Here is a 19,670-nt window from a genome sequence, read left to right as displayed (position 1 = left end):
AGCATCGCAATAATCAGCCTGTTTGCACCAGACCGATCAGCAGCCAGGCAAACCTCACTCACGCTTGAACACTCAAAAAACTCAAATAGATTTTATACAGAATCTATTTAATAGATGTTTACACTCATGTATCTTCACTCTCGCTTGAGAAATTCCTCAACGAACACGACCCAACCGTCGTGCTTGACCTACGATTAAAGGCCTGATGAGGCCGAGGTGATGCAATGAGTTTGAAAGACAACATTATCGGGCAACTGGGCTTCGGCACGGCGCCGCTGGGCAACATGTTCCGCGCCATTGATGAAGACGAGGCAGCCGCTACCGTCGCCGCCGCCTGGGCTCAAGGCATCCGTTTCTTTGACACCGCGCCGCTGTACGGCGCCGGGCTGTCCGAGACTCGCCTGGGCAAGGCGTTGGCCCATCACCCTCGGGATGCGTACACCCTTTCCACCAAAGTCGGCCGCCTGGTGTCTGACGAAGTGCACGCAAACGCAGGCTCCGGCCCGTTCAGCCAGGGCAACCCGAACAAGATGCTCAGCGACTACTCGGCCGATGCCACTTTGCGTTCCATCGAAAGCAGCCTGCAGCGTTTGGGCACCGACCGACTGGACATCGTATTCGTCCACGATGTGGCCCAGGACACCCATGGTGATGAGTGGATCGAACACTTCAACATTGCCCGCAAAGGCGCCTTCAAGGCGCTGTCGCGTCTCAAGGAAGAAGGTGTGATTCAGGCCTGGGGGCTGGGCGTTAACCGCGTTGAGCCTTGCGAACTGCTGCTGGATTTGGAGGAGGTTCAGCCCGACGGTTTCCTGCTCGCCGGTCGCTACACGCTGCTGGATCATGAGCAGCCGCTGCAACGCCTGTTCACCAAAGCTCAGGCCAAAGGCGCCGAGTTTGTCGCGGGCGGCCCTTACAGCTCCGGCGTGCTGGTCGGCGGCAAGCACTTCGAGTACCAACCTGCCTCTGCCGCCATGCTCGACAAGGTGGCGAAAATCCACGCGATCGCCCAGCACTACCACGTCGATATCAAGGCAGCAGCGTTGCAATTTGTGCTGGCCAACCCGCTGGTCGCCGCCGTCATCCCTGGCGCAAGTCGGCCTTCGCGTATTACCGAAGACACGCAGGCAATCAAGGCCCGCGTCCCGCGCGAATTTTGGCAAGCGCTGAAAGACCAGGGCTTTATTGCCCCCGATGCGCCTACCCCAAGCAGCCACTGACATGACCGCGTTTATTGTGTTCACCAAAGAACGTACCCACGACCAGTCACAGCTGGACCTGTACCAAAGCCAGGTCCGCGATACGTTTGACGGGCACCCCATTGACCTGGTGGTCAAGGGCACGCCGCACGCGCTCGAGGGCGCACAGGCAGAAGGTATGGTAATCCTGGCGTTCCCCACCCCCGCGGCGGCGCGCGCCTGGTACGACAGCCCCGCGTATCAGGCGGTCGCTGCACACCGTTTGAAGGGTGCGACCTACAGCGTCGCCCTGGTTGAAAGCAGCAATGAATAAACCCTATTGATCGGAGAGCGACCATGCACCCGCATAAAACCGCGATTGTGTTGATTGAATACCAGAACGACTTCACCACCCCCGGCGGAGTGTTCCATGACGCCGTGAAAGACGTCATGCACACCTCCAACATGCTGGCAAACACCGCCACCACGATTGAGCAGGCACGCAAGCTGGGCGTGAAGATCATCCACTTACCGATCCAATTTGCCGACGGCTACCCTGAGCTGACCACGCGCTCCTACGGCATCCTCAAGGGCGTGGCCGACGGCAGCGCCTTTCGCGCCGGCTCCTGGGGCGCCGAGATCAGCGACGCGCTGACGCGCGAAGCCGCCGATATTGTGATTGAAGGCAAACGCGGGCTGGATGCGTTCGCCACCACCGGCCTGGATTTGGTCCTGCGCAACAATGGCATCCAGAACCTGGTCGTCGCAGGCTTTTTGACCAACTGCTGCGTCGAAGGCACGGTTCGATCAGGTTACGAGAAAGGCTATGACGTGGTGACCTTGACCGATTGCACCGCGACGTTCAGTGAAGAACAACAGCACGCAGCCGAGCAGTTCACCTTGCCGATGTTTTCGCAAACGCTGCAACACACAGCGTTTCTGCAGGCGCTGAACGCCGAATAAAAAAAGGGGCGACTCAGACTGAGTCGCCCCTTTTTTAGTGCCTGGGTCACTCGGTCGGCGCGTACTGCATTTCACCGTTACCAAATGACCAGTCTTCGCGCTTCACATCGACCAGGCTGATCCACACGTCTTCCTTGCGCAACCCGGTCCTGGCGTGAATGCCTTCGGCGATAAATGTATAAAAGGCCTTTTTCACTTCAATGCTGCGCCCGGCGTTCCACGTTACCTGGATAAACACAATCCTGGGCGTGTAGGTGATCCCCAGATAACCGGCCGCCGGGTACACCAGTTCATCCTTGGCATGCCGGTTGATGATCTGGAATTTATCGTGCTCAGGCACGTTGGCAACGCTGGTCATCGCCGCATATACCACCTCACCGATGGTGGTTACGGTGTCGGTGGAGGTGTCGGCGGCGAGGTCAATTCGGACTAAAGGCATGAACATATCCTTAACAGGGTGAGCGGCCATCCACACCGGCGGCCAGTGGTACCACGCTAGTCGCGACGGCAAGATTCATCAAGCGCATAATTTTCTAAAAGATGATGAGTATTTCGCATGCTATTTCAAGACTTGAAGGCCTTCGTCACCGTGGTCGATAGCGCGTCACTGACCAAGGCAGCGCAAACGCTTTGCCTGACGCAGTCGGCGGTGTCTCGTCGCATTCAGCACTTGGAAGACACCTTGGGCGACGCATTATTCGATCGCTCGACGCGTCCGCCCTCGCCCACTGCCATCGGGCGTCGCGTCTACGAAAAAGCCGTGGCGCTGCTCAAGGACGCGGAGCACCTGCTGAGTATCCCCCAGGAAAATGCCACACCCAGCGGGCGCTTCCGTGTGGGGTTGACGCAGGTCGTCGCGGACGCGGTGGCGCTCGAGGTGGTCACGCGTATGCGCGACCAGCTGCCCGGGCTCGAACTGCAGATCGTCACCCACTGGAGTTCCGAGCTCGAGCAAAGCCTGCTCCTGGGCGAACTGGATGCAGCCACGCTGATGCTGCCCGCCGCCAATAGCCCACCCGCCTCGCTGAAAGCGCAACTGATCACAACACTCGACATTCGGGTGGTACAGAGCAAGCGCACACCGCGGGTGGCCCCGACCGTCACGATCAACGACCTGGCAGCCGTCGAGTGGGTGCTGAACCCCAAAGGCTGCGGGTATCGCGCGGCATTGGAAGCGGCCATGGGCGGACACGGCCACACGCTCAAACTGGCCTTGGACACCCATGGCGCGGCGATGCAGATGCGCATGGTCGCGGCCGGTTTCGGGCTGGGTCTCATCCCGGCAACGCTGTTAACCAGCAGTGCTCAGGCAGATGAGCTGACCACCGTCGAGCTGAGTGATTTTCAGCTGAAAATGGACGTTTGGCTGGCACACCCGCAGCAACCAGGCAATCTGCGCCAGGCCAACACATTGCTGGCCCAAGGCATTACCGAAGGTTTGCGCCAGCGCGACGCAGAGGATGCAGTTGATCGCCAGCCTCACGCTCAAACGCCGCGTTAATGCGGCACTTGATCGATGCTCCAATCAGCCCTTTCGGCACTTAAACCATCGGCGAATGACTGACAACGCGCAGCGCCAGGCCCTCGTAAGCATCCAGCGTGATGGTGAATTCACCCTCGGCAGTGAGGTCGCCCTCAACCCGTTCATTGATGATGTCCACCACCGGCCCCGGCGCGATATTGGGCAGGTGCAGGGTTTCAGTGATCGCGCTGCCGCCAAAGTTGAGCGCGGTAATCTGCGTGCCCTTCCCGGCCGGCAACTCGTGGACCATGATCAGCAAGCCGGGATGCTCGACGTCCGGCACCAGAATCTGCCGGCTGGCGGCGATGCCATAGGCACTGCGCACCGCGAGGATTTTTTGCAGCTGCGAGGCAAACGACTGCGGGTCCTGCAACTGCTGGTTGAGGCTGCCGTACAGGGCTTTCGAGCGCGGCATCTGCCCCGCCGACTGCTCGGCCTCGGGGTTCAAGTCCACCAGGTCGTAGGCGCCACGGTGCACCCAGCGGGTATCGCCGTCGGCCATCAAATGCGCGACTTCATCGGCTGCCAACGGCAGTGCGCCAACCAGGTCCCAACCCGACAAGGCAAACACCCCAGGCTGCATGGCGTTGTACATCACCAACAACAAATGGATCTGCCGGATCTGTTCGATGTCAGTCGGCGTAATCGCCTCCAGGTCACGAATACCCAGCGCTGCGGTAATGATGCTGGCGGTGGTGCAGGACACGCCGTTGGTGACGAATTTGAGGTTATACGGCGCATGTTCGCCGGCCAGTCGTTCGTACATCTGTTCGCGGATATGCTCGCGCAAAATGTTGCCGGGGAAAGTCTGGCCCTGATAGAGGTAATTGTCGTGGGCGTGCAAGGTCCAGAAATGCACCAGTTCCAGAGTCAGCTCATCATGGTTCTGCAACGCATGAATCAAGGAGCCTGGGTCGATGCCCTGGCTGTGCATCTCGCGCAGCATCAGGCGCAGAAACTCGGTGTCGCCCATCAGCAACGCGTGCTGATACGCCGGGCGGGTGATGAAGTCGTAGGACAGGTCCGCGCCGCCGTGTGACATGGCGGCGATGTCATCCACCGTGAGGTTAAGCTCCTGAAAGCTGAACCCCCCGGCCTTGCGAATCGCGCCGCCGAGCAACTGGTTGCCGGTAATCGACAGCGGATGGCTCTCTGACCAGGCGCCGCCCTCAAGCTTGCGCTCCACCCCCAGAAAGCCGTTGGCATCCAGGCGCAGGATCTTGGCGCCCATCACGTCAATCGCATGCAGGGCGTCGCCGATGATCATTTGCTGCGCGGCAAACGAAGGGTCCAGCCAGTTCAGCGACGGCTGCCCTTCTTTGAAGTAATGCAGGTAGACCCAACGGCGCGGCTTGCCATCCACGCCGACCACCACCGGGGTAGCACTCCAGTCGGTTTCCTTCACGCCGGGCTCGAAGAAAATCACCCGCTGCAACTGGCCGACGATGTAATGCTTGTCGCGTAGCGCATCCACCTGCGCGGGGCTGAGGTTCTGCGCGTCCCGGCCTTCGGCGACGTCGGGCAACATCGGCCAGTCTTCTTCGCGGATTTCTACCATGTGATAGAGGCCGGGATAGTCCTCATACGCCATCTCGGCCAGGCGGAAGTCCGCGCCTTTGCCGGTGTGGGATGGGATCACGTCGTCGATGATCACCGCGTTGTGCGCAGCGGCCATGCGTGTCAGGGCCTGCAACTGCGCCTCGGTGCCCAGTTGCGGGTCGATTTCAAAACTGATGCGGTCAAAATTGCCGTCGATGGTCGGTGTATGCCGCGTGCCGGAAAGCCCGCCGGATTTTTTTAGTGGGCCGTTGTGAATGCCCTGGATGCCGATCTTCGACAACGCGTGCCACAAGCTTTCGTCCCCCAGCGCCTCCAGGACCGTGCCGTTTTCACGGGTCACAATCGAGGCTGGGTACGCGGTAAACCACACCGACGACAAGGCTGAAGCATCACGCGGCCGGGTATGCGCATACGGCTGCTGCCACAACCGCCCTTGCCCCGAATAGAGCTTGGCGCGCTGGCGCGCCGCGTGCAGCATCGATTGCTCAACCAGCCAGTTCACATGATCGTTGTCCGCCGCCGTCATAAGCCCGTTACCTGTGTGCGTGAAAAGGTTATTCGTAAGCATAGGAGCGGCCACGAGGGCGATTCGTTGCATTGATACTGTTGGGCTAAGACAGAAACCCGATTCGACGGCTGAGAAAATCAATCAGCACACGCAGCTTGAGCGGCACCTGGCTGCCGGACGGCCACAACAGGTTGAAAGTGCTGGTCTCCTCGCTATAAGGCTCCAGCACCGCACATAACTCACCCGACGCCAGGTATTCCCTGACCATGAAGTCTGCCGCGTACGTGATCCCCAAGCCTTTGAGCGCAAAACACACGCGGCCCTCCACCGAGTTGCTGATCAGCGTGCGCGGCAGCTCCAGCTCAGGTTGCTCAGGCTCTCGAATCAGCCAGCGCTGCAGCTTGCCCGTGTCGGGAAAGCGAAAGTGAATGCAGCGGTGTTCAAGCAAATCGCGGGGCCGTGTCGGCAGACCGTGCCGGGCAAAGTACCCCGGCGAACCGACCGCGAGCATGCGGTAACGGCCCAGGCAACGGGCCGACAAGCCAGAGTCCTTGGGCATGCCGCTGCGCACCACGGCATCAAAACCTTCGCCGATGATGTCCACCAGGCGATCGGTGAATTCCAGGTCCAGCTGGATATCCGGGTACAGCAACTGGAAGTCGGCAAACACCGGCAGAAACGGCTTGCCGATCATCGGCAGGCTTACCCGCAAAGGCCCCTGAGGCAAAGAGGCGGTCTGGCGTAACTCCTCCCCTGCCGCTTCCAGCTCCTGAATGACCCGCCGACACCGTTGCAGAAAACGTGTGCCCTCAGCCGTCAGCGTCAGGCTGCGAGTACTGCGGTGAAATAGCCGCACGCCAAGCTTCGCTTCCAGCCGCGCAATGCTTTTGCTGACCGCCGAGGCCGAGATACCCAGGTTTCGCCCTGCACCGACGAAACTGCCGACTTCGCCAGCCTGCACGAACACCGCCATGCCCCCCAAACTGTCCATGAACGTCCTTAATCGTTGAGCCATTCATGACAAAACCGTCACTACTGATCTGACACCTATCCCACTTATTCCGGCCCCAGGCAACCGCTAGATTGCACGCTAACTTGATCCACCTATCAGCGAGGCATTCATGAGCATATTTCTGACAGGCGCCAATGGGTATGTCGGGGGCACCGTCGCCCTGCGACTGATCAACGCCGGCTACACCATTCGAGGCCTGGTGCGCGATGAAGAAAAAGCGCGCCAGGTGCAGGCATTGGGCATCGAACCGGTCATCGGCAACCTCGATGACCTGGCACTGCTGGCCAAGGAAGCGCGCGCCGCCGACGGCGTCATTCACACGGCTGACAGCGACCATCTCGGCGCCGTGCAGACCTTCATCCAGGCGCTGGCAGGCTCGGGCAAACCGTTCCTGCACACCAGCGGCTCCAGCGTAATCGGCGACGATGCCCAGGGTTTAGCCGTCAACCCTGCCGTATTTGATGAAGACAGCATCTTCGTGGTGGCCGCCTCCAAACAACCGCGCCGCGACATAGAGCTCACAGTGCTCGGCGCCGCCGCGCAAAACATTCGCGCGGTGGTGATTTGCCCCAGCAGCATTTATGGCACCGGCACCGGCGTGCACACCCAAAGCGTGCAGATTCCCTGGCTGATCACTCAAGCCCAGGAAAGTGGCGTGGTGCGCGTGGTCGGCACTGGCGTCAATCGCTGGTCCAACGTGCACATCCACGATGTCGCCGAGCTTTACCTGCTGGCCCTGCAAAACGCCCCGGCCGGCGCGTTCTACTTCGTCGAAAACGGCGAGGCGTCGTTCCTTGAGATCGGCCAGGCGCTAGCCCGTCGCCTCAAGCTCGAACCGCTGGGGTTCTGGAGCGTGGAGCAAGCGACCGAGCGCTGGGGCTATTTGCACGCGCACTACACCTTCGGCACCAACAGCCGGGTCACGGCCAAACGCGCACGCCAGGAGTTGGGTTGGGCGCCCATCCACGCATCGGTCCTGGAGTGGATTGAACAGGACAGGGTGCTATGAGCAAGGTCTGGCTGATTACCGGCAGTGCCAGCGGCATCGGCAAAGGTATCGCGCACGCGGCGCTGGCAGCGGGCGACCAAGTGGTGGCAACCGACCTTGACCTTGCGCGCTTGCACGACGTCTTCGGCGCCTGCGGCGACCAGGTCTTGAGCCTGCAACTGGATATTCGTGACCAGGCCCAGGCACATGCCGCCGTCAGCGCGTGTATCGCGCGCTTTGGCCGTCTCGACGTGCTGGTCAATAACGCCGGGTATGGCCAGTTCGGGCCTTTCGAAGAAATCGACGCCGACGCCGTCGAGCGCCAGTTCGCCACCAACGTACTGGGCACCTTCAACGTGACACGTGCAGCCCTGCCGACCCTGCGTCAGCAGCGCAGCGGGCACATCCTGAACATGTCGTCCAATGGCGGCTTCAAAGGGGTGGCCGGTGCGTCGATGTACTCCGCCAGCAAATTTGCCCTCGAGGGTTTCTCTGAGTCGCTGGCGCAAGAGATCGCCAGCTTCGGGATTCGCCTCACCGTGGTCGAGCCCGGCGCCTTTCGCACCGACTTCCTCGACCCGCGCGCGCTGAAGCTGGCCAGCGGCAGCATTCCCGACTACGACGACTACCGGGCCAGCGCACTGGCCGTGTTCGCCGCGCGCAACCACCAACAGCCCGGCGATCCGGCACGCCTGGGCAACGCCCTGGTGCGCCTGGTCAATGAGCCGGTGCCGCCGCTGCGGTTTATCGCCGGCGCCGACGCGCTGAGCGTGGTCAATGCCAAGCTGACGGCGGTCGCCAAGGAAACCGCCGCGTGGCTGGAACTCAGCCTGAGTACCGATTTCCCCACCCATCAGGAGCCAACAGCATGAGCCTGCAAGCATTGAGCGCGCGCCTGGATAACCTCGAAAGCCACATAGCGATTCAACGTCTGATTGCCGAGTACGCACACGCCTTTGATCGTCGCGATGAAGCGTTGCTGCGCAGTATCTGGCATGCAGATGCCGTGCTGGCGTTGGGCGCTGCGTTCGGCCACTTCGTGGGTGTCGACGCGATTGTCGACTCCGCTCACCAGAACTGGGCGCACATGCCCCACATGCATCACTGGATGGCCAATACGCTGATCGAGCTGCAGGGCGAAACGGCCACTGCCCAGGCCGCCGTGGATTGCATGGTGTTACACCGTGAGCTGAGGCAGGTGCAAATCAGCGGCCATTACCACGACCGGCTCGAACGTCGGGGTGGGCGTTGGGCCTTTGTCGAGCGCCGATTCGACCTGCACTACCTCACGCCGCTGCCCCACTGGAAGCCGGTGGCCGGTAGCGAGGCGCCTGCCGATACTGCCTCGGCGTAAAGCCGGTCAATGCCTTGAACTGGCGAGTGAACGCGCTGTGGTCGGTGTAGCCGCATTGCAGCGCGACTTCGGTGATCGGCAGTTCGGTGTGCAGCAACCGGTGCGCGTGTTCCAGACGCACTTTCTGGATCATCTGCCGTGGCGTCAGGTGGAACACGCGTTTGCAGTAGCGCTCCAGCTGCGCCACGGAAATGCCGGCGATGCGCGTCAGTTCACCGAGGCTGACGCGCCGGTTGAAATGCGTGCGGATGTGCGCGTCGACAGCGGCCAGGCGCTGATACGCCGGGTGCGTTTCGCTGGCTGACTGCAGGTCGACGGAGATGCCCGCCAGGCCGATGATCTGGTTGACATCGCTGTACAGCGGCCATTTGTGCGTCAGGCACCAGCCGGGTTCGCGCGTGCCATACAGGTGCAGTTCCAGCTGATCCTCAAGTACAAAGCCCTGTTCCAGCACGCGCCGATCCTGTTCGGTATAGCCCGGCCCCAGCTGCGCGGGGAACACCTGCGCACTGGTCTTGCCCAGCAGCGGTTGCAGCTGCTTGAGGCCGCAGCGCTGCACCAGCGTGTGGTTGGCGAGCACGTAGCGCGCCTCGATGTCCTTGATGAAGATCGCGGCATTGGGGAGCACGTCGAGCATCGGCAACAGCTGCGCCACCCCGGCCAATAGCTGCTGCATGTCGTGGGGACGATTGGCCTGAAAAAGGCTCGCAAATGCGCTCGGCAGCATGAACTGGACTCCCCTGTTTTCGAGCAGATTGCCGCATGCCGATGTGACTGTCGAGCGCGGCCAACTGTGCCGAATTCGTCATCCACGCAGGCGCAAAACATCAATCGCCACGCCCTTGATGCGTTCAGGATAGCGCCACTACCTGCCTATCCAATAACTCACAAGAAGGCGCCGCCATGTCTGCTCAAGGCAAGTTCAAGAAACAACTTTCATTGATGGACCTGACCTTCATCGGGCTGGGCGCCATCTTCGGTTCGGGCTGGCTGTTCGCGGCCAGTCACGTCTCGGCCATCGCCGGACCGGCCGGAATTTTTTCCTGGCTGATCGGTGGGTTCGCCGTGCTGCTGCTGGGCATCGTCTATTGCGAACTCGGCGCCGCCCTGCCCCGTGCCGGTGGGGTGGTGCGTTACCCGGTGTATTCCCACGGCCCGCTGTTGGGCTACCTGATGGGCTTTATCACGCTGATTGCGTTTTCAAGCCTGGTGGCGATTGAAGTGGTCGCCTCGCGCCAATACGCCGCTGCCTGGTTTCCCGAGCTGACCAAGGCCGGCTCCAGCGACCCCACCCCCTTGGGCTGGCTGATGCAATTGGCCCTGCTGTGCCTGTTCTTTGTGCTTAATTACCGCAGTGTGAAGACCTTCGCCATCGCCAATAACCTGGTGAGTGTGTTCAAGTTCATCGTGCCGCTGCTGGTGATTGGCGTGCTGTTCACCTTCTTTAAACCGGCGAACTTCCAGGCCCAGGGTTTTGCCCCGTTCGGCCTGTCGGGCATTGAGATGGCGGTGTCGGCCGGCGGCGTGATTTTTGCCTATCTGGGCCTGACGCCGATCATCTCGGTGGCCAGTGAAGTGAAGCACCCGCAACGCACAATTCCGATCGCGTTGATCCTCTCCGTGCTGCTCTCGACGGCGATCTATGTGCTGCTGCAAACCGCGTTCCTCGGCGGCGTGCCCACCGAGATGCTCGCCAAGGGTTGGGCGGGGATCAGCAAGGAACTCGCGCTGCCTTATCGCGATATCGCCCTGGCGCTGGGTGTGGGCTGGCTGGCGTACCTGGTGGTGGCGGACGCGGTGATCTCGCCCAGCGGCTGCGGCAATATCTACATGAATGCCACGCCGCGCGTGGTGTATGGCTGGGCGCAGACCGGCACGTTCTTCAAGATCTTCACGCGCATTGATGAGAAATCCGGCATCCCGCGCCCGGCGCTGTGGCTGACCTTTGGCCTGTCGGTGTTCTGGACCCTGCCGTTCCCATCCTGGGAAGCGCTGATCAATGTGGTGTCGGCCGCGCTGATCCTGAGCTACGCCGTCGCCCCGGTGACCGTCGCCGCGCTGCGCCGCAATGCACCGGGCATGCCACGGCCATTTCGGGTCAAGGGCATGGCGGTACTCGGCCCGCTGTCGTTCATCATCGCCGCGCTGATTGTGTACTGGTCCGGCTGGAGCACCGTGTCGTGGCTGCTCGGCCTGCAAATCCTGATGTTTGGGGTGTACCTGCTGTGCGCACGCTGGGTGCCGACCGCGCACCTGAACATCAAGCAGCAAGTGCGCTCGTCGGCGTGGCTGATCGGCTTTTACGCGGTGACCCTCCTGCTCTCCAAACTCGGCAGCTTTGGTGGCCTCGGCGTGCTCAGCCACCCGTTTGACACGCTGATCGTCGCGGCCTGCGCCTTGGGCATTTATTACTGGGGCGCGGCCACCGGCGTGCCTGCCCACCTTGTGCGCCTGGAACACGAAGACGACGAAAGCGAAGCCGTCAGCCAACCCCGGCACAGCGCACCCTTGTCCCCGGCCACCCACTGAATGGAGCGCTTTATGAAACGGTTGCACGTGATCGACTCCCACACCGGCGGCGAACCCACGCGCCTGGTGCTGGACGGCTTTCCCTCGTTGACAGGCAGCAGTATCGCCGAGCAACTGCAGAACCTGCGCACCGAGCACGACCGGTGGCGCCGCGCCTGCCTGCTGGAACCGCGAGGCAATGATGTACTGGTCGGCGCGCTGTACTGCGAGCCGGTCACTGCGGGTGCGACGTGCGGGGTGATCTTCTTCAACAACACCGGCTACCTCGGCATGTGCGGCCACGGCACCATCGGGCTGGTCGCCTCGTTGCACCACTTGGGCCGCATCGAGCCCGGCGTTCACAGCATCGACACGCCGGTCGGTCCCGTAACGGCCACCCTGCACGAGGACGGCGCCGTGACCCTGCGCAACGTGCCCGCCTATCGCCATCGCCACCACGTGGCGGTGGACGTGCCGGGCCATGGCGTGGTCCACGGCGACATTGCCTGGGGCGGCAACTGGTTTTTCCTGGTTTCGCAGCACGGTCAAACGCTTGAGATGAGCAACGTCGATGCCCTCACCGACTACACCTGGACGATGCTCAAGGCTTTGGAAAACCAAGGCATCCACGGCGCCGATGGCGCGCTGATCGACCATGTCGAACTGTTCGCAGACGACGCCAACGCCGACAGCCGCAATTTCGTCATGTGCCCCGGCAAAGCCTACGACCGCTCGCCGTGCGGCACCGGCACCAGCGCCAAGCTCGCGTGCCTGGCCGCCGACGGCAAGCTCGCGCCCGGTGCAACCTGGGTGCAAGCCAGCATCACCGGCAGCCAATTCGAAGGCCGCTATGAATGGGACGGCGAGCGCGTACGCCCCTTTATCACCGGCCGCGCCTACATGACCGCCGACAGCACCCTGCTGATCGACGCGCAGGACCCTTTCGCCTGGGGCATCTGAGCCCCGATTTTTACTGAACGCTGCAAGGAGTTAAAACAATGAGCGACAACATTTTCACCGGTTGCATCCCCGCGCTGATGACCCCGTGCACGCGTGAGCGCAAGCCGGACTTCGACGCCCTGGTGGCCAAGGGGCGCGAACTGATCGATATCGGCATGAGCGCCGTTGTTTACTGCGGCTCCATGGGTGACTGGCCGTTGCTCACCGAAGCCCAGCGCCAGGAAGGTGTGGCGCGCCTGGTGGGTGCCGGTGTACCGACCATTGTCGGCACGGGTGCGGTGAACAGCCGTGAGGCCGTGGCCCACGCAGCGCACGCGGCCAACGTCGGTGCCCATGGCCTGATGGTGATCCCGCGCGTGCTGTCACGCGGTGCGTCGGCGACCGCGCAAAAGGCGCACTTCTCGGCCATTCTCAATGCCGCGCCAAACCTGCCGGCGGTGATCTACAACAGCCCGTACTACGGCTTTGCCACCCGCGCCGACCTGTTCTTCGAACTGCGCCGCGAACACCCCAACCTCATCGGTTTCAAGGAATTTGGCGGCGCTGCCGACCTGCGTTACGCGGCTGAAAACATCACCTCCCAGGACGATAACGTGACCCTGATGGTCGGCGTCGACACCCAGGTGGTGCACGGCTTCGTCAACTGCAACGCCACCGGCGCCATCACCGGCATCGGCAATGCGCTGCCACGTGAAGTGCTGCACCTGGTGGCCCTGAGCAAGCAAGCCGCCAAAGGTGACGCCAAGGCGCGGCGCCTGGCCCGCGAACTGGAAGCGGCGCTGGGCGTGCTGTCCTCCTTCGACGAAGGCTGCGACCTGGTGCTGTATTACAAACATCTGATGGTGCTCAACGGTGACCACGGTTACGCCCTGCACTTTAATGAAACCGACGTGCTCAGTGATGCGCAGCGCCATTATGCCGAGCACCAATACGCGCTGTTCCGCCAGTGGTACGCCAACTGGTCGGCCGAACAGAACCTCGCCTGAGCCTTCGCGCGCCGCTGTGCTTCTCACAGCGGCCAACCCTCATTTTTCCAGGACGACCCCATGACTCTGACGGGCAAGATGCTGATCGGTCAGCAAGCCATTTCCGGCCATCGCGAAGCGATTCGGGCCATCAATCCCGCCACCGACGCGCCACTGGAACCGGCTTACGCCGGCGGCGGTCGTGAGCATGTCGAGCAGGCGTGCGCCCTGGCGTGGGCTGCGTTCGACACCTATCGCGAAACCTCGCTGGCCGAGCGCGCCAGCTTTCTGGACGTCATTGCCGACGCTATCGAAGCTCTCGGCGATGAGTTGATCGAACGCGCCATGGCCGAAACGGGCCTGCCGCGCCCGCGCATCCAGGGCGAACGAGGCCGCACCTGCGCGCAGTTGCGTACCTTTGCGCGCACCGTGCGCGCCGGTGAATGGCTGGGCGTGCGTGTAGACACCGCGCAGCCCGAGCGCCAGCCGTTGCCACGTCCAGACCTGCGTCAACGGCAGGTGCCACTGGGCCCGGTGGCCGTGTTTGGCGCGAGCAATTTCCCCTTGGCGTTCTCGGTGGCGGGCGGTGATACCGCCTCGGCCCTGGCGGCCGGCTGCCCGGTAGTCGTCAAGGCACACGGTGCCCATCCCGGCACCAGTGAACTGGTCGGACGCGCGGTGGCCCAGGCGGTGAAGGCCTGCGGTTTGCCCGACGGGGTGTTTTCACTGCTTTACGGCGCAGGCACGGACATCGGCGTGGCGCTGGTCACCGACCCGCGCATCAAGGCCGTGGGCTTTACCGGTTCGCGCAACGCTGGTATCGCGTTGACCCAGGCGGCACAGGCGCGGCCGGAGCCGATCCCGGTGTATGCCGAGATGAGTTCGACCAACCCGGTGTATCTGTTTCCTGCCGCGTTGCAGGCACGTGGCGAAGCGTTGGCACAGGGTTTTGTCGCGTCGTTGACTCAGGGCGCCGGGCAATTTTGTACCAACCCTGGGTTGGTGATTGCCGTCGCAGGCAGCGCACTGGATGCGTTCATCGCCACCGCAACGCAGTTGCTGCGCGGTTGCGCGGCCCAGACCATGCTGACGCCGGGTATTTTCCACGCCTACCAAACCGGCGTGAGTACGCTGGCCGAACATGCCCGGATTGCAGCAATAGGTCAGGCGGCCGACGGCCCCAACCAGGGGCAGGCGCACGTGTTCGTCACCCCGGCCCATGACTTTTTGCGCAATCAGCACCTGCAAGCAGAAATCTTCGGCGCCGCATCGCTGGTGGTGGTGTGCGCCAGCGAAGATGAAGTGCGCCAGGTCTCGGAACACTTGGACGGCCAACTGACGGCCACACTCCACTTGGATGATGGCGACGTTGCAAGTGCCAAAGCCTTGATGCCGGTGCTTGAACGCAAGGCCGGGCGCTTGCTGGTCAACGGCTGGCCCACGGGTGTGGAGGTGTGTGACGCCATGGTCCACGGCGGCCCCTTCCCTGCCACCTCGGACTCACGCAGCACCTCGGTGGGCACGGCGGCGATCCTGCGGTTTTTGCGCCCGGTGTGTTACCAGGACTTCCCCGATGGCTTGTTGCCTCGCGCGCTGCAACAGGGCAACCCGTTGCAGTTAAGGCGTTTGCTCGACGGTCAGAGAGAGGCCTAGGCCATGTCCGACTCCAATACCGCGGACACCGTCGTCATCGGTGCCGGGATAATCGGCGTGGCCTGCGCGTTGCAATTGGCGCGTCAAGGCCGGCGCGTGGTGGTCATCGACCCGCAGCAGCCCGGTATGGGCGCCTCCTATGGCAACGCCGGGCACCTGGCGACCGAGCAGGTGTTTCCGATTGCCGACGTGTCGATCCTCAAGCGCCTGCCGGCGATGCTGATGGACCCCAGGGGCCCGCTGAGCCTGGACTGGAAATACCTGCCGCGCGCCCTGCCCTGGTTTGTGCGCCTGTTGCTGAACCTGCGCCCGGCGAGCTACCGGCGCACGGTCGCAGGTATTCGCGCGCTGAATGAAGCCAGCCTGGCGGCGTGGCAACGGTTGTTGCAGAGCATTGACCGGCCACAGTTGTTGCGCCCAGACGGCTCCTTGCTGGTGTTTGAGCGCGCCGCGTCAGCTGAGGCGATCAATGCAGTGCGCCTGCGCATGCAGCAGCAAAACGTGGCAGTGGAATTCTGGCCAGGTGAGGCTATACGCCAGGTGGCGCCGCAATTGAGCGAGGCTATCCGAGGCGGCCTGTTTTTCCCCGGCACCGGGCATTTTATTGACCCGTACACCGTGGTCTGCGAACTGGTGAGCGCCGCCAGGGCCAGTGGCGTGCAGTTTGTGCAGCAGCGCGTGCTGGATGGGCGGCTGGATGGCGCCGGCGTGTCGCTGATGACCGATCAAGGCGTCGTCGCCGCGCGCCAGGTGTTGATCGCCTGCGGTGCCCATTCGGCCAGACTCACCGCGGCACTCACGGGTAAAACAGTGCCATTGGACACCGAACGCGGCTATCACTTGATGCTGCCAACGGAACAGAACCGCCTGCCGTTTGCCGTCACCTCGTTTGAGCGCAAGTTCATCATGACGCCCATGACCGATGGCTTGCGCCTGGCCGGCACCGTCGAGTTCGCAGGGCTCAAGCGCCCGGCGAATATGCAACGTGCCTGGCAATTGCTCCGGCTGAGCCAAGGCTTGTTTCGTCAGGACCTGAACGCGCAGGACGCGACCGCCTGGATGGGATTTCGCCCTTCCCTGCCCGACTCATTGCCGATCATTGATCGGCTGTGCGACGGCAAGGTGCTGCTCGCGTTCGGGCACCAGCATTTGGGCCTGACGCAGGCAGCGGTGACGGCAGAGATCGTGGCGCAACTGGCCGACGCACACCCCTCGCTGTCAGGGCTGCCCACGCTTGCGCCCTACCGACTGGGGCGATTCTGAGCAACGCTGCCGGGTGCGGGCCTCAGTGGCCGGCCCTGGAGGCGTCTGATAAGGCATCCGCCATCTGCTGAATCTCCGCGCGCATCCATACTTTTTCCAGCCAGCCTGCGGGAATGCCCTGGACGCCATAGTGGGCGCCCGCCAGCTGACCCACGATGGCGGCCGTGGTGTCCGCATCGTCACCCAGGTTTGCAGCGGCGAGCACGGCATCGGCAAAGCTGTCGGTGTGGTGAAAGCACCAGAACGCGGCTTCCAGCGAGGCAACCGAATAGCCGGAACCGACAATCTCGCCACGCGACTTGTCACGGTATTCGCCGGCGGCGATGGCCAGCACTTTGGGCGCCGTCAGCGCAGCGTCCGAGACGCGCAATACGTCGTCTTTGGGCATGCCGCCCAAGGCATTGCAAAGCGCCTGCGCGAGTACCACACAGCATTCGATGGCCTCCGGGGCTGCGTGGGTTGTGCGTGAACTGTCGATGGCAAAGGTGCGCACACGTTGCCGGTTCGGGAAGAAGAACAACACCACAGGCGCGAGGCGCATCATCGAGCCATTGCCGGCCGAATACGGGTGCGTAGAACCCGCAAACGGGTCGCCATGCTGCTGGAAAGCCGCCAGGGCCTCGCGCACGGTCATGCCGATATCAAAGCAGTCCCCCGTGGCACTCAAATAGCCCCATTGCCACCAGTTCAGGTACCGGCCCATCTGATCCTTCGCGTCAAAGCCGCCCTTGCTCAGCAGGCTTTCGGCCAGACACAGGGCCATCGATGTGTCGTCGGTCCACTGGCCAGGCTTCAGGCTGAACGGCCCGCCTCCGACCATGTCCGTCACGGCGGCAAATGTGCCGCGGGGCATGAACTCAACCGTGGTGCCGACCGCGTCGCCACAGGCCAGCCCAAGCAAGCTGCCGCGGTAGCGGTCTGGCAGTGTTATAGGCATAGGTACTCCTTGATAAAACGTCGTCCAAATAGAAAATCAACGCGCGCAGCCTACTTGACCAGCCGCTTCTCCTTGGAGGGGCGATAGCCGAAATACGCGCTGTAACATTTGCTGAAATGGCTCGGCGAGACAAAACCGCACGCCACCAGCACGTCCACCTGGGACAGTTCGGTGTGCTGCAACAAGCGCCGCGCCTCGGTTACCCGCAGTTCCATGTAATAGCGCTGCGGCGTGGTACCCAATTGTTCCTTGAACAGCCGCTCCAGCTGACGGCGCGAGCGGCCGGCGTAAACGGCCAGTTGGTCGAGTTCCAGCGGTTCTTCAAGGTTGGCGTCCATCAGCTTCACCACTTCACGCAACGGCGCACTGACGCAGACATTTTCCGTGGGTTTGATGCGTCGGTAACGCGACTCCTCAAACGCCAGAATGTCTTCAATGCCCTCGACCAGCGCCTTGCCGTGCAGGCCCTTGATCCAGTCCAGGGCCATGTGAAACGCGCCTGAGGGGCTGGAGGCCGTCAGGCGGTCACGGTCGATCACATAGGGCTCGCTGGTCACCTGGGCGGCCTTGGAGACCTCCGCCAGCGCCGGGCGATGTTCCGGGTGAATGGCGCAGCGATAGCCCTGCAGCAGGCCGGCACGGCCGAGAAACCAGGCGCCGTTCCACAACCCGGCAAGGGCGACAGCCTGTTCGGAGGCGCTGCGTAACAAGTGGCTGAATTCGTCATCAGCCTTGAGTTCGGTACGAAAGCCGCCGCACACCACCAACAAGTCCAACTGCGGCAACGCCGACACGTCCAGGCGCGCATCGGGACGGATGACCAGGCCCAGGTCGCTGATGACCTCGCCGTTGCCGCAACCGAACGTACGGGTGGCAAACAGTTCGGGACGCAACAGGTTGGCGGTGATGAGCGTGTCCAGGGTCTGGGTGAATGCGGGCAGGGAGAAGTGTTCGAGCAGCAGAAAACCCACACGGGTAACCGGCGGCGACTGCTGGGGGGTGTCATTCAGGTAGCGCAGGTTCTTGCCTTGCATGCCACCGCTGAATTGGCGTCTTTCCATCGAGGGTTGGCCCACTCTTATTGTTGATGCAGTGGGCGCTATCTTAGGGGCAAATGCAGACGCTGTCCCCCGGCATTCCCCAGGCGTGGCGCCTGAGCTTGCGGTTGCACCGGCGGCGCTGTTGGACGCCGCCGCGTGCCTGATCTTGAGAAAACAGTGTGCCTTCCAGGCCTGCTACCGGGCAGTCGCGGGGCCATCTGATACGGTTTTTTCTTTGCTATCTGCGTCTGTATCGAAAACGCCTCGAAGCGGACAATGGCGCCATCCCGACATTCCTGTCGTCCCCTTCCCTTCGGAGGCCTTATGACCAAGATGGCACTTTTCCTGTTCGGCTTTTTGGTGTTGACCATCGGCATCGGCTTGCTGGCGACCATCTCGCCCGTGTGATTGCGTCACCGCCTGGGTATCGGCCGAGCTGCGCGCTGCCTGTGTGGCCAGCTCGCTGATGATCAGCGCAGTGGCCGGCCAACCCGTCCATGACTGAGTGGGTCGGCAATACTCGAACAGCGCCGCGACCACCGCTGCCGCTGGCGCCTCACCCTCGTCATAGGGGTCGCCGGCCCGCAGCTGCAACACCTGTGACGTCACCCGGCTCTGTCAACTCGCAAAGAGCATCGGGTACAGCGATACCACCAGCAACCCGGCCATCGACACGTTGAACAGACGCAACCAACGCGGTTCACGCAGCACAGTGCGCAGGCCAGTGCCGCAAACCACCCATACACACACGCTGGGCAAGTTGACCACCGCAAACACCAGGGCAATCACCAACACGTTGGTCACATAACCTTCGGCCGGCGTGTAGGTGGTGATCGCCCCCAACGCCATGATCCACGCCTTGGGATTGACCCATTGAAACGCCGCCGCCCCGAGGAAGGTCATGGGTTTGGCGTGTTCGTTGTTGCTCTCGGGCATGCCGCCCGAGGTTGCAATCTTCCACGCCAGGTACAACAAGTAAGCCGCGCCCACATACCGCAACAGGGTGTAGGCCCATGGAAATACCTTGAACACTTCGCCCAGACCCAGCCCCACCGAAATCACCAACAGCATAAAGCCGATGCTGATGCCCATCGCGTGGGGCATCGACCGGCGAAACCCGAAGTTCACGCCTGAAGCCAGCAGCATCGTGTTGTTGGGGCCGGGTGTGATCGAGGACACGAAGGCAAACAGCACAAAGGCTGAGAGCAGGCTGGTAGACATGAACATGGCGCGGCATCCCGACGGCAGTGGTATGCCTG

The 19,670-nt window shown here is 62.4% G+C and carries 19 protein-coding genes; 12 read left to right on the top strand and 7 right to left on the bottom strand.

Annotated elements, in window-relative coordinates; translation table 11 throughout:
• Positions 1-224: 224 nt before the first annotated feature.
• Genes AACV02_RS13460 through AACV02_RS13450 form a run of 3 tightly spaced genes read left to right on the top strand, consistent with a single transcriptional unit; the run spans position 225 to position 2,141 of the window.
• Positions 225-1,220 carry an aldo/keto reductase gene (locus AACV02_RS13460; protein ID WP_119740235.1) on the top strand — a complete coding sequence of 332 codons (996 nt, stop codon included), beginning with the start codon at positions 225-227 and terminating at the stop codon, positions 1,218-1,220.
• Position 1,221: 1 nt separating this feature from the next.
• Positions 1,222-1,512, top strand: coding sequence for a DUF1330 domain-containing protein (locus AACV02_RS13455; RefSeq protein ID WP_119740233.1), 291 nt, complete (start codon positions 1,222-1,224; stop codon positions 1,510-1,512).
• A 23-nt stretch (positions 1,513-1,535) separates the two neighbouring features.
• The gene (locus AACV02_RS13450; protein WP_119740231.1) at positions 1,536-2,141 is read left to right on the top strand and encodes a cysteine hydrolase family protein; all 606 of its coding nucleotides are present in this window, start codon (positions 1,536-1,538) and stop codon (positions 2,139-2,141) included.
• Positions 2,142-2,187: 46 nt separating this feature from the next.
• On the opposite strand, the gene AACV02_RS13445 is transcribed toward AACV02_RS13450, so the two are convergent.
• Positions 2,188-2,580 carry a tautomerase family protein gene (locus AACV02_RS13445; RefSeq protein WP_119740229.1) on the bottom strand — a complete coding sequence of 131 codons (393 nt, stop codon included), beginning with the start codon at positions 2,578-2,580 and terminating at the stop codon, positions 2,188-2,190.
• 117 nt (positions 2,581-2,697) lie between these two features.
• Between AACV02_RS13445 and AACV02_RS13440 the strand changes: the two genes are divergently transcribed.
• Positions 2,698-3,642 (top strand): LysR family transcriptional regulator, encoded by a 945-nt coding sequence (locus tag AACV02_RS13440; RefSeq protein WP_119740227.1) that lies wholly within the window; start codon positions 2,698-2,700, stop codon positions 3,640-3,642.
• 40 nt (positions 3,643-3,682) lie between these two features.
• On the opposite strand, the gene treS is transcribed toward AACV02_RS13440, so the two are convergent.
• Together treS and AACV02_RS13430 are read right to left on the bottom strand one after the other, a co-directional pair.
• Positions 3,683-5,749 carry a maltose alpha-D-glucosyltransferase gene (gene treS / locus AACV02_RS13435; protein WP_119740225.1) on the bottom strand — a complete coding sequence of 689 codons (2,067 nt, stop codon included), beginning with the start codon at positions 5,747-5,749 and terminating at the stop codon, positions 3,683-3,685.
• An 85-nt stretch (positions 5,750-5,834) separates the two neighbouring features.
• A complete protein-coding gene (locus AACV02_RS13430) occupies positions 5,835-6,722 on the bottom strand; it encodes a LysR family transcriptional regulator (RefSeq protein ID WP_119740223.1) in 888 nt (295 codons plus the stop codon).
• Positions 6,723-6,852: 130 nt separating this feature from the next.
• On the opposite strand from AACV02_RS13430, the gene AACV02_RS13425 reads away from it, so the two are divergent.
• Genes AACV02_RS13425 through AACV02_RS13415 form a run of 3 tightly spaced genes read left to right on the top strand, consistent with a single transcriptional unit; the run spans position 6,853 to position 9,085 of the window.
• On the top strand, positions 6,853-7,752 hold the full coding sequence (locus tag AACV02_RS13425) for an NAD-dependent epimerase/dehydratase family protein (RefSeq protein ID WP_119740220.1): 900 nt from the start codon (positions 6,853-6,855) through the stop codon (positions 7,750-7,752).
• The gene (locus tag AACV02_RS13420) at positions 7,749-8,603 is read left to right on the top strand and encodes an SDR family NAD(P)-dependent oxidoreductase (protein ID WP_119740218.1); all 855 of its coding nucleotides are present in this window, start codon (positions 7,749-7,751) and stop codon (positions 8,601-8,603) included. Before AACV02_RS13425 ends, AACV02_RS13420 begins: the two co-directional genes overlap by 4 nt.
• Positions 8,600-9,085 (top strand): nuclear transport factor 2 family protein, encoded by a 486-nt coding sequence (locus AACV02_RS13415; protein WP_119740216.1) that lies wholly within the window; start codon positions 8,600-8,602, stop codon positions 9,083-9,085. Before AACV02_RS13420 ends, AACV02_RS13415 begins: the two co-directional genes overlap by 4 nt.
• Here AACV02_RS13415 and AACV02_RS13410 read toward each other — a convergent pair.
• Positions 9,018-9,812 carry an AraC family transcriptional regulator gene (locus AACV02_RS13410; RefSeq protein WP_119740214.1) on the bottom strand — a complete coding sequence of 265 codons (795 nt, stop codon included), beginning with the start codon at positions 9,810-9,812 and terminating at the stop codon, positions 9,018-9,020. The two genes, AACV02_RS13415 and AACV02_RS13410, sit on opposite strands and share 68 nt — an antisense overlap.
• Positions 9,813-9,988: 176 nt before the next feature.
• Here AACV02_RS13410 and AACV02_RS13405 point away from each other — a divergent pair, with 176 nt between their 5' ends.
• The 5 genes from AACV02_RS13405 to AACV02_RS13385 are packed head-to-tail and all read left to right on the top strand — an operon-like array spanning position 9,989 to position 16,434.
• Positions 9,989-11,614: an APC family permease gene (locus AACV02_RS13405; protein WP_119740212.1), complete on the top strand. Its 1,626-nt coding sequence runs from the start codon at positions 9,989-9,991 to the stop codon at positions 11,612-11,614.
• Between the two features lie 12 nt (positions 11,615-11,626).
• On the top strand, positions 11,627-12,553 hold the full coding sequence (locus tag AACV02_RS13400) for a 4-hydroxyproline epimerase (protein WP_119740210.1): 927 nt from the start codon (positions 11,627-11,629) through the stop codon (positions 12,551-12,553).
• Between the two features lie 38 nt (positions 12,554-12,591).
• Complete coding sequence (locus AACV02_RS13395) at positions 12,592-13,539, top strand: dihydrodipicolinate synthase family protein (RefSeq protein WP_119740208.1); 948 nt, start codon at positions 12,592-12,594, stop codon at positions 13,537-13,539.
• Between the two features lie 60 nt (positions 13,540-13,599).
• Complete coding sequence (locus AACV02_RS13390) at positions 13,600-15,171, top strand: aldehyde dehydrogenase (NADP(+)) (protein WP_119740206.1); 1,572 nt, start codon at positions 13,600-13,602, stop codon at positions 15,169-15,171.
• Between the two features lie 3 nt (positions 15,172-15,174).
• Positions 15,175-16,434, top strand: coding sequence for an NAD(P)/FAD-dependent oxidoreductase (locus tag AACV02_RS13385; RefSeq protein ID WP_119740203.1), 1,260 nt, complete (start codon positions 15,175-15,177; stop codon positions 16,432-16,434).
• A gap of 22 nt (positions 16,435-16,456) precedes the next feature.
• Here the strand turns inward: AACV02_RS13385 and AACV02_RS13380 are convergent, their stop codons facing one another.
• From AACV02_RS13380 to AACV02_RS13370, 3 genes are all read right to left on the bottom strand, one after another.
• Positions 16,457-17,371: an ADP-ribosylglycohydrolase family protein gene (locus AACV02_RS13380; protein ID WP_119740201.1), complete on the bottom strand. Its 915-nt coding sequence runs from the start codon at positions 17,369-17,371 to the stop codon at positions 16,457-16,459.
• A 50-nt stretch (positions 17,372-17,421) separates the two neighbouring features.
• Positions 17,422-18,405: a GlxA family transcriptional regulator gene (locus AACV02_RS13375; protein ID WP_119740199.1), complete on the bottom strand. Its 984-nt coding sequence runs from the start codon at positions 18,403-18,405 to the stop codon at positions 17,422-17,424.
• Positions 18,406-19,029: 624 nt separating this feature from the next.
• Complete coding sequence (locus AACV02_RS13370; RefSeq protein ID WP_119740197.1) at positions 19,030-19,638, bottom strand: LysE family translocator; 609 nt, start codon at positions 19,636-19,638, stop codon at positions 19,030-19,032.
• Positions 19,639-19,670 lie beyond the last annotated feature (32 nt).

This window comes from Pseudomonas sp. Larv2_ips (genome assembly GCF_963879675.1).
Taxonomy (GTDB): Bacteria; Pseudomonadota; Gammaproteobacteria; order Pseudomonadales; family Pseudomonadaceae; genus Aquipseudomonas.
This window is presented reverse-complemented; position numbering and strand designations above follow the sequence as displayed.